This is a genomic window from Tenacibaculum sp. nBUS_03 (assembly GCF_051201695.1).
Classification (GTDB): Bacteria; Bacteroidota; Bacteroidia; order Flavobacteriales; family Flavobacteriaceae; genus Polaribacter.
Genome location: NZ_CP179214.1, coordinates 1426099 through 1435839, shown reverse-complemented (window position 1 = coordinate 1435839; position 9741 = coordinate 1426099). Strand labels below are relative to the sequence as shown.

Below are 9741 nucleotides of genomic sequence, written 5' to 3'. Positions count from 1 at the left end.
AAAATGCCCCTTTTTTTGGTAGTAACTTTTAAAAAAAGTTACTTGAAGTTTTAGAAGAAATACATATTTGCAACAACTACTTATTTGGTTTCTAATCTGTTTATGCGATAATAAACACTCGCCAATTATGAAGTAAAATAGTAGGTGTTAAAAAGGCTTCTAGTAACTCTTCCTACTAAACTAAAATTGTTTTATTCTTCACAATTGTATTAACCGACTGTTTATCCAAAATAATCCTTGGTAATTTCTTGTGGATAGGATCACTATTCTTTCTTTTGAACCAATTATTTATTCCGTTACTAGAAATAATATGAATAGTACTTGCCTCCATTGTTTGGACTTCATTTAAAAAATAATCATAGAGAGGGTTTGCTTCGCAAAGTGACTTGTCAAGAGCTTTAGATAGCTCTATTTTAGATGATTCATTAAGGTTTCGAAAAAAGTCTGTTTCTTCAAAATACCAGCAATATGACGGTTTATTACTATCGAAATTTTCTGCTAGGAAGAATTCTTTAACAATCACTCCATTTTGATTGCTAAATTGTGTAATTGCATTTTCTACTTGCGTAATTGAGGTTTTTTCAGAAACAAGATTTAGCGTTAGTAAAGTACGTCCTGCAATTGTAAATCGAAGTGGTTTTTTTGAACATACTTTTATAACATCCCCTAAAATATAGCTAAAGGTTCCGTTTCCAGTAGTAACAGCTATAACATACTTTTGATCTACTTCTATTTCATGCAAGAGAAGTCTTGTATTATAGTCGTTATTCCAATAGTTATCTGCAGGGATAAATTCAAAAAAAACTGATTTTGGAAAAAATTGAAATACATCCGGATTCTCTTCAGCCTCCCCTCCATAAAAGCCTTCGCTACTAACATATGAATCTATGTAAGAAAATTTTTTCCCTAATAATTCCTCTAGCTTTTGCCTGTAGGGACGGTAATTAACCCCTGATGTTAATAAAATTTCTACCTCGTCAAAACAATGAGCATATTCTTTTTCTGAAAGATTTTTTTTTAGATAAGTTAATAACTCAACTACAGAGGCTGGTATACCAGCAACTGTTCCAAATTTATGGCCCACTACCTCTTCTTTATATCTTAAAAACTTCTCTTCTAAACCAATACAATTAATTGTCTCTTCAGAAGGAATTAGAAGATATTGAGCAAATTTTGGAGTTTTTTTTCTGGTAATTAAACCTGAAATCATACCAACAGGAATGCCTCCTGATGTTTTTCCTGTTTCAATACGTGAACAAATAATTAAATGTTTCTTTGATAAAAAATTATAGTTTTTATTTTTTTTCATTGCTACACTTAACATTCTGTTTTTACAGGCTTGGATCGATTTCAATAAGTGCTTGGTAACAGGTATGAGTTTTTTAATTCCTGTAGTACCTGAAGATTCAACAAAATATTCTGGGGACTTATTAAAAATAACATTTTTCTCTCCTGAAGCCTCAAGGTTCCAAAAAGGAGCAATATCTTCATAATGCATTATCGGAATACGTTTTTGATACTCTTTGATTGAATGAATCGATTTGAATCCGTGTTTTTTTCCAAATTCTGTTTTATCCGATAGCGATAATATTTTATTCAATGTTTTCCATTGACATTCCAGAATTTCTTTTGTTTCGTAATTGATTTCTTTATGTCTAAAAATGACATTAAGTATACCTATCATAATCTAGATACGTTTTATGTGAAAGTTGGTTAGTAATAAAAAACCACTCTTTACAAGTAGTTTTGTTTTTTTATTTGATGAAGATCATCATTGCAAAATAAGACTTTTAAAGCTAAATGAAGAATAATTAACTTCATAATTACAATGTGTTTTTAAGTATTTGTAACTTTAATAACCTCTAATTAAAAATCAATATTATGTTAATTTTATGTTAATTAAGGTTGGTTAGGTTTCTGGCAAAAAAGTTAAAATATTGACAAACAATTATTTTAAAAATCGTTAATTAATTACAACTACATATTTTTCATTTCTCATATTTTAGCTATTAAATTAAAATCAAAAAACATGTATATTTAACTTATAATTAACCCCCAAACCAAACGAAAATAATGTCCCCAAACTACACTGTTTATTCAACATAAATATAAAGTCTTGTATATTTTCCTATTCCTCAGATGAATCCGTATTGAAAATATACTAATCCGTATTACATACTATATTAATAATAAGTCTTAAAGACTATATCACCGCGTGAGTTACAGTTAGATAATTAACTAGATAACTTTCGATGGTGTTTTACCCTAAAATCAATTATATGTTATCAAATTTAACTAGCCAAAAGGCAAACTACGATGCTAATTACCATGTCGCAATCTTTGGAGCAGGAATTTCTGGATTAAAAGCAGCTCATGAATGCATAAAAAAAGGTTTAAAAGTTTCTTTATTCGAGGCAAGAGATCAACCTGGTGGTAAATGTATAGGATACATGAATTCTGGTCTTCCTTACGAATTAACACACAGACAGATGTTCTCCTCAAATCCAGTGTTTCTTAAAACCTTAAGAGAAATTTCTACACATAAAGGAGCTAATTTAATGTGTCAAATTGAACCACTTCCAAAAGCTCAATTTGTTTGGGCACAAAGAAGCAAAACAGTACATTTTTCTCAAAAATATTTTAATTTTTTTACTGAATCAGTTTATAATTTAAAATCTGCAATGTCATTGTTTATTGATGGTGTTCCACTTAGGGATATTTATTGGTTTAGAAATAAGTTAACTCAAAAAAAAATAAAAAAAAGTGATTTGGATTCTCCTATTTCACGCTATTTAGAATACGATTCTCGTCCATTATTAGCTTCTTTTTTGAGAAAAGTTCTTTCTTCTTGGATTGCTGCCACTGACAACACAAGAACAGGAGATATTATTCAATTATTACTAAACAAAAAAATAACTCCGACTCCTTTGTCTCCTAATTCATATAGTTTAACCCTTAACGGCCCTATAAATGAATCTTTAATCACTCCTTGGTATGAATATCTTAAAGATAAAGGAGTAAATTTTTACTTTAATTCTTTATTAAAAGACATGAAATATCAAGATTCTAAATGTCAACATGCAATTTTAGAGAACAAGAAAGTGATTAAAGCCGATTTTTTTATCATTGCCACTCCTCCACAACAAACATTAAATATTTTGCCTGAATTGAAGCCACTAGTTAATGTTGAAGGAGTAAAAAGTCACGGCTTTCAATTACATTTAAAAGAAATTCCTTCCATACTTAAAAATAAATCTATCGGTATCATAATAGATTCTGCTTGGGGGCTTAGTTATAAAATATACTATAGCGGCAAGTACAACAATACTGTTTTTTCAGAAAATATAAAAGCAACGGTTTCAATAACTGCTACTAGGATGGAAAAATCGAAAGGTATTTTGTTTAATAAGCCACTTATAGAATGTAACGAAGAAGAAATTCATGAAGAAATACTTGCACAGATGGGATTATCATCGCCTAAATTTAAGTCCTTATTCTTGACAACTATAAAATCTGACCAGGAGCTTCAATAATAAATAAGGAAGAAATCAATACTCCTAACTATAAAAATTGGTATAAAGGACCGGAAATATTAGACTCTAAGGGAAGTCCCGCGCATTGGTTATTTCAAAATCAACTAGAAAACCCAACTCATTCCAATAAGGTTTTTACAAACTCTTGTTCGGCTTCCAATATTTTTGTTACTGGAGAATGGCTTAATCATCGAAATCAAAAATGGACTGTTCCATCAACCATAGAGAGGAGTATGGAAAACGCTGAATTGTGTGTTAATGATATTGTAACAGAAATAAAACTATCCTAAAAAGAATACATATGTTATCCTTCAAATTAAAAACAAAAGATGAAAAGAGTTATTATTACCAAATTGTAACATCTTTTCTGTTTTTCTTCATGGCCATATTATATTGTCAAGGAATTGTTTCTTTAGCACGTGTAAGTGTATGGCATGAACTATCAATATCAATTATTATACTTATAATCAGTCTTCCCTTATTTAAAAAAACAGAGAATTTCAAAGAAATCACGAGGTTGATAGTGTTAGAGACAAGTTTCAATATTTTGTGTTTAATTACAAAATTTTCACCTATTGATTCACCTATTTGGTCTAGGCCCTCGATTATGGTTTTTGCCTTTTTTTCTTTTTACAGATAACAGGTTTTATAGTTACAAATGTTCAGAAAAAAGCTTGGTCAAGCATACCAATATCACTAGCATTATCTATTGCAATTATTTTATGGAGATTCAATGCTAGCGGTGTTCAAATCACTGACAATAATGAAATACAGTTCTGGGGAGGAAATGCTCCAAAATATTTACAACTTATTTACTTACTTTGGTTATTAAATATATTAATTGTAGAACACAGATCATTATTGCCGAAAATAACAGTTGCCCTTGTACATATCGCCTCTTTTATTGTTGCTTACAATTCCGAAGAATTTTTTCATGCAAGAATACTAACTGCAAGTCATTTATTTATTATAAACTGTGTACTAATTTACAAGCATCAAAACTGGGGAGGAGCTTATTTTACAAGCATATCATATTTAGAAAATTTCAAAAAAAAGCGTAACTATTATTTAACCTTGACTATTTTTTTAAATGTGCTAGCTATTCTCATACTTTTTTCAAACTTATTAAGATGAGCCAACTTTAATTTTTTTTAGATTTAAAAATCTATAATCACATCATTTTTTTATTAAAAACGACTCCATTAGTTTAAATTCTATTTGTTCAAAATTTAATAAGTAATTTATTAATAGATGTTCTGTTTAATTTGATTTTGAGTAACAGGTTTAGTTTTTAATATTTTAATTGTAGAGTGATGTTAAGTATTTTGTTTGGTTTGTGATTTGTTTATGTAAGCAAACCAAACAAAATATTTTTGAATGAATTCACTACTTACATAAGTAGCTACTTTTCTTAGCTATGATTTTTCCTGTCGAGTAAGGATCTGTAATTTTTTAAGTTATTACGATAATTACTGTTCTCTTGTTCTACAATAGTAAATTAGGGAATATGAACAAGTTTTGATAGGCTTATTTGAATTAGTTTGATGTCTTTTTATTACATTTAAAACTTCTCAAAAACTCCTAGCCCAAATAATGCGAAATCATATTTTACAGGGTCTTTAGGATCAAAAAGTCTTAAGCTATCATCAAGTTCAACTAGCGCTTTCCAGTCATTTTGTTTACGGTCTAAAAGTCCTAGTTTTCTTGCTACATTTCCAGAATGAACATCTAATGGACAGTGTAAATTTTGAGGAGAGTGTGATTTCCAGATGCCAAAATCTACATCAGACTTATCGTTGCGAACCATCCATCGTAGAAACATATTGATACGTTTTGAAGCTGAATTTTTTATTGGGTCAGAAACATGTTTTAAGGTTCTAGCTTGATGAGGTATTTCAAAAAAAATCTTTTTAAAATTATGTATAGCTATTTGATAATTGTCTTGATTCAAAGTAGGTTTTAAAACATCTTCTAAGCCTCCATGATTTGTATAAATGTTTTTGATAGATTTTATAAATGATTTGAAATCATCTGCATTAAATGTTCGATGAACAAACCCATTAAAACTAGCCAAATCGTCTTCTGTATGATTTATAACAAAATCAAAAGGAGAGTTGCCCATTAAGTCCATCATTTTAAGAGCATTTTTAATAATCATTTTACGATTACCCCAAGCAATTGTAGCTGCTAAAAATCCAGCAATTTCAATATCTTCTTTTTGTGTAAAAAGATGAGGGATTTGAATAGGGTCACTTTCAATAAAATTTGAAGTGTTGTATTTGACAACCTTTTCTTCAAGAAACTCTTTAAGATCTTGTTTTTTCATTTTTAAATAGTATCTCCAGCAAACGCCATTGTCATAAAAAAAGCATTGTAACAAGCATGAAGTAGGATACTCCAATGCAAGCCAAAACGAACTCTAATAAAACCTAAATAACCACCTAGAATTGTTTGTGGGGCTATTAAAAAAGGTGTCAATAAAATTACATTTGTAGTTAGGGTATAATTAGTAATATGAACTAATCCAAATATAATAGCAAAAGTGTAAAAGGCAATTTTATATGATGTTTTATTTTTGAATAAGGTAATTGGCCCCTAAAAATTAGCTCTTCAATTAAAGGAGCCAACACAACAGCAAAGAAAAAAATCATAGGTTTAGATAAGGTTTTCATCATTTCTTCCATAGCATGTTTTTCCATATCAATTAACCCTAAATATTCAATTAAATAAAATAAGGGCATAAGAATTCCACTTGTAAGGATACAGATAATGAGTAAGTGTATAAATTTTGTAAATCTATAGCTTAGGTTCGAATTTTTATCTTTTTCTAAAACAGGGTTTTTTAAATAGGTAATGAGTTCTCGAAAAGTATTTTTCATAAAAGGTAAATTTGTTGTTATAGGTAGCGTAAAAAATAGAAATGTTACATTATTCTACGATAACTCCATCTTTTATTACCAACTTTCTGTCAGCCATTTCAGCGAGTTCTTGATTGTGAGTAACTAAAACAAAAGTTTGTCCAAATTTGTCTCGAAGCCTAAAAAATAAGTCATGTAAGTTTTTAGCAGACATAGAATCAAGATTTCCACTAGGTTCATCAGCAAAAATTACTGATGGGTTGTTAATTAAAGCCCTGGCAACTGCAACTCGTTGTTGTTCCCCACCAGATAATTCATTTGGTTTATGATGTTCTCTTTCAGATAATCCTAAAAAGGCAAGTAATTCTTTGGCTCTTTTTTCAGTTTCAGCTTTTCCTTTTTTGCCTATAAAGGCAGGAATACAAACATTTTCTATAGCAGTAAACTCTGGTAAAAGTTGATGAAATTGAAAAATAAAGCCAATATGTTGATTACGAAATATTGAAATTTCTTTATCACTTAGCTTTTTTATAGAAGTTTTATTAATTTTTAATTGAAAATCAACCTCATTTTGAGGTTTGTCTAAGGTTCCTAAAATTTGTAAAAGTGTTGTTTTACCCGCACCGGAAAGTCCTACAATAGCAATAATTTCTCCTTTTTTTATATGAAGATTTACTCCTTTTAAAATTTCAACATCTCCATATTTTTTATGGACATTTTTAGCAACAATCATAGATAGTATGTTAGATAAACGAATGTATAAAAAAGAAATCAGATAAACCTATTAATAAAGCTTATCTGATTCTATAAATTAAAAATAGATTACTATAAAATATTCTTCAAATTGTTATAATCTATAAAATATACTAATCTTAATGAAAAAGTATGTTGCATATCTTCTTTAAAAAGGCGATTTATATTATCAGAAAAATCAATATCTGCTGGAGCGAAATCATTGTCAGGATTAATAGAATTTCTGTAAAATGCGATTAACTGACTACCTGGTGCAAATTGCCAAACATAATTTAAATCTAAATTCCAACTATTAAAGTTTTTATCGTTGTTACTATTATAATTGTTAGCAATTAAAGTTCCATCACTTTTATTTAAACTATAGTATTGATCATGATAAGGAACTTTGCTCCAATTATGTCTGAAAGTAAGAGATAAAGCTGACTTTGTACTAAAACTATACTTTCCTGTTAAAGAATTATCATAAGTAGTCCAATCGCGTTCTCCAAAAATAATTTGATCTAAAAGAGGAGCTAATGAAGGGGTACTGGAAACATCACTAGAGTTAATTTTTGTAACATAACCTTGTTCTCTATTTGTTTTGTTATACCGTATACCATATATTAATGAAAACTGATTACTAAAACGGTATCTTGGAGCAAAACGAAAACCATAACTCTCTTTAGGGTTGTCTTTAAAGAAAGTGTAATACCAATTGTAATCTACAGCAAACTTTTTTCTATAATCAGAAGATCCCCAGTGATTAATATTTAAGCGCATTGGTGTTTTAAAGTAAATTCCACTCGTTGACCCTTCTCTTGGTTCAAAGAAATCTTTTCCTTCCGTATCATAATTTATATTACCACCAAAACCAAATCGTTCTCTTGTTTGGGAACCAAATGATAACCTAACACTAGAACCTGTATAAGTTCCTGGAGAGTGTAAAAAGTTAACATTGTAGTAAAGACCTACATTATAATTATTAAACATTCCTTTTGGTTGTAAAATTCTATACCTAACAAAACCATATATACCTTGTTCATTATTACTAAATAAAATCCCCATATCATTTGGGTTGTAATCTTTGTTTTCAAATTGATATCCAATTTCTCCAACCCAATTTCCAGATTGTTTTGCTATACTTGTGTCAAAAGTGTATCCATTATTAGGATTATTGGCATCATCAGAAATAGCACTCATTTTAAAAGAACCATCAATATTATATCTACTTTTTTTATCTTCTACGTGCCATAATAAACCAGTTACGTTAGCATCTCTAAACCGACCATCACGAGTTACGTTAGTATTTATAAGTGTTATAGCTGAATTTTGATTAAACTGTTGATCTAACACTAGAATATTATAATTAGAAAAAGGATTCGTTACAACTTTTCTAGTTTCATTGGTAGTTTTATTTAAAATTGTAGCTTCAGTTTTATCAGTAATAGCATTGAAGAAACCAATACCTAAACCGTTTTTAGTTCTACCAGATATTTTAATAGCGTTAAGCATATCTACTTTGTTTGGTTCATCGGTTATCTCTTCATTGGCTTCTAACTGACTATTAACATCAAACTGGTCAATAGGTCTAGATCCAATTCTTCTAGAGTAAAATAAACGTCCTTTTGTAAATAATTCGGTTCCTTCAGTAAAAAATTGACGTTGTTCCGAAAATTGTTGTTCAAATCGGACCAAGATTTAAAGAAACATTATCAAAGGCAGTTTGACCAAAATCAGGAATTAAAGTAGCGTCAAGTGTGAAATTTTCCGTAATACCATATTTAATATCCATTCCTACACTCCAATCAGCATTTGTTTCATTTTTTGTTGAAATGACAGTTCCTGAAGCATATGGGTAAAAACTTAGTCTGGTAGGAGGTTTAATGTTTTTAAAATTCTCTACTAAACCATCGTATTGAGTCCATTTACCGATAGTGTTATCTATATGATTCCATGTGTATCGAGCATTTAAATTTCTAGTTTCTCTATGGAAATTCATTCCCCAAGATTGTACATCTTCATTTGCAAAACGCAATGCTCTATAAGGTATTTTCATTTCTACCGTCCAGTTGGTGTCATTAATTTTAATTTCACTATTCCAAACAGCACTCCAATTATAATCTTCATTATTCCCATTTGATACTTTTGCATCTATTTGAACCCCCGAAGCAGTGACAATAAACATTGTAGAGTTTTGACCGTCATCATTTGGATTAATCATGGCCATAAAAAAATCAGAATTACCAAAATTATCTCTATTGGTGAATTCAGCAGGGATTTTTGTAGGATCCGGGGTATACATTACAGCACTAATATAGATAGCTTCATTATCATATAACAATCGAACTTCTGTTTTGTGTGTATCTTTTTCAGTTTCTCCATTGTTTGGACGCATCATCACAAAATCTTTAGCAACCTCAGCACTTTTCCATGATTCATCATCAATAACTCCATCAATTTTTGGAGCTGCTGTTGTTCTTACGGCTTCGATTTTTTTACGGTTGCTGTTTAAACTTTGTGAATTTGATTTATGGGGAATCATCAAATACACTAATGAGAGTAAGGCTATTCTATGCATATGTTTATCGTGTGTAATATTTTGCTAAATTATTTATGTT

General features: G+C 29.6%; 8 protein-coding genes. 1 reads left to right on the top strand and 7 read right to left on the bottom strand.

The genetic code is table 11. From position 1 onward, the window contains the following. Nucleotides 1-175 precede the first annotated feature (175 nt). Nucleotides 176-1684, bottom strand: coding sequence for a GH3 family domain-containing protein (locus tag ACMFBB_RS06635; RefSeq protein ID WP_435263658.1), 1509 nt, complete (start codon nucleotides 1682-1684; stop codon nucleotides 176-178). 595 nt (nucleotides 1685-2279) lie between these two features. Here ACMFBB_RS06635 and ACMFBB_RS06630 point away from each other — a divergent pair. After that, on the top strand, nucleotides 2280-3533 hold the full coding sequence (locus ACMFBB_RS06630; protein WP_435263657.1) for an FAD-dependent oxidoreductase: 1254 nt from the start codon (nucleotides 2280-2282) through the stop codon (nucleotides 3531-3533). A gap of 1561 nt (nucleotides 3534-5094) precedes the next feature. On the opposite strand, the gene ACMFBB_RS06625 is transcribed toward ACMFBB_RS06630, so the two are convergent. The 6 genes from ACMFBB_RS06625 to ACMFBB_RS06600 form a co-directional block, all read right to left on the bottom strand. Continuing rightward, complete coding sequence (locus ACMFBB_RS06625) at nucleotides 5095-5859, bottom strand: TIGR02757 family protein (protein ID WP_435263656.1); 765 nt, start codon at nucleotides 5857-5859, stop codon at nucleotides 5095-5097. 2 nt (nucleotides 5860-5861) lie between these two features. Beyond that, the gene (locus tag ACMFBB_RS06620; protein WP_435264277.1) at nucleotides 5862-6065 is read right to left on the bottom strand and encodes a CPBP family glutamic-type intramembrane protease; all 204 of its coding nucleotides are present in this window, start codon (nucleotides 6063-6065) and stop codon (nucleotides 5862-5864) included. Beyond that, complete coding sequence (locus ACMFBB_RS06615; RefSeq protein WP_435263655.1) at nucleotides 6053-6412, bottom strand: hypothetical protein; 360 nt, start codon at nucleotides 6410-6412, stop codon at nucleotides 6053-6055. The genes ACMFBB_RS06620 and ACMFBB_RS06615 overlap by 13 nt, the downstream gene beginning before the upstream one ends. Nucleotides 6413-6461: 49 nt before the next feature. Then, nucleotides 6462-7124, bottom strand: coding sequence for an ABC transporter ATP-binding protein (locus ACMFBB_RS06610; RefSeq protein WP_435263654.1), 663 nt, complete (start codon nucleotides 7122-7124; stop codon nucleotides 6462-6464). Between the two features lie 92 nt (nucleotides 7125-7216). Next, nucleotides 7217-8818 (bottom strand): DUF5916 domain-containing protein, encoded by a 1602-nt coding sequence (locus ACMFBB_RS06605; protein WP_435263653.1) that lies wholly within the window; start codon nucleotides 8816-8818, stop codon nucleotides 7217-7219. Then, the gene (locus ACMFBB_RS06600) at nucleotides 8805-9701 is read right to left on the bottom strand and encodes a DUF5916 domain-containing protein (protein WP_435263652.1); all 897 of its coding nucleotides are present in this window, start codon (nucleotides 9699-9701) and stop codon (nucleotides 8805-8807) included. Before ACMFBB_RS06600 ends, ACMFBB_RS06605 begins: the two co-directional genes overlap by 14 nt. Nucleotides 9702-9741: the final 40 nt, after the last annotated feature.

Coding starts and splice junctions, on each gene's coding strand:
- ACMFBB_RS06600 (WP_435263652.1), bottom strand. CDS start 9,701: ATGCATAGAATAGCCTTACTCTCATTAGTGTATTTGATGATTCCCCAT.
- ACMFBB_RS06635 (WP_435263658.1), bottom strand. CDS start 1,684: ATGATAGGTATACTTAATGTCATTTTTAGACATAAAGAAATCAATTAC.
- ACMFBB_RS06625 (WP_435263656.1), bottom strand. CDS start 5,859: ATGAAAAAACAAGATCTTAAAGAGTTTCTTGAAGAAAAGGTTGTCAAA.
- ACMFBB_RS06630 (WP_435263657.1), top strand. CDS start 2,280: ATGTTATCAAATTTAACTAGCCAAAAGGCAAACTACGATGCTAATTAC.
- ACMFBB_RS06615 (WP_435263655.1), bottom strand. CDS start 6,412: ATGAAAAATACTTTTCGAGAACTCATTACCTATTTAAAAAACCCTGTT.
- ACMFBB_RS06610 (WP_435263654.1), bottom strand. CDS start 7,124: ATGATTGTTGCTAAAAATGTCCATAAAAAATATGGAGATGTTGAAATT.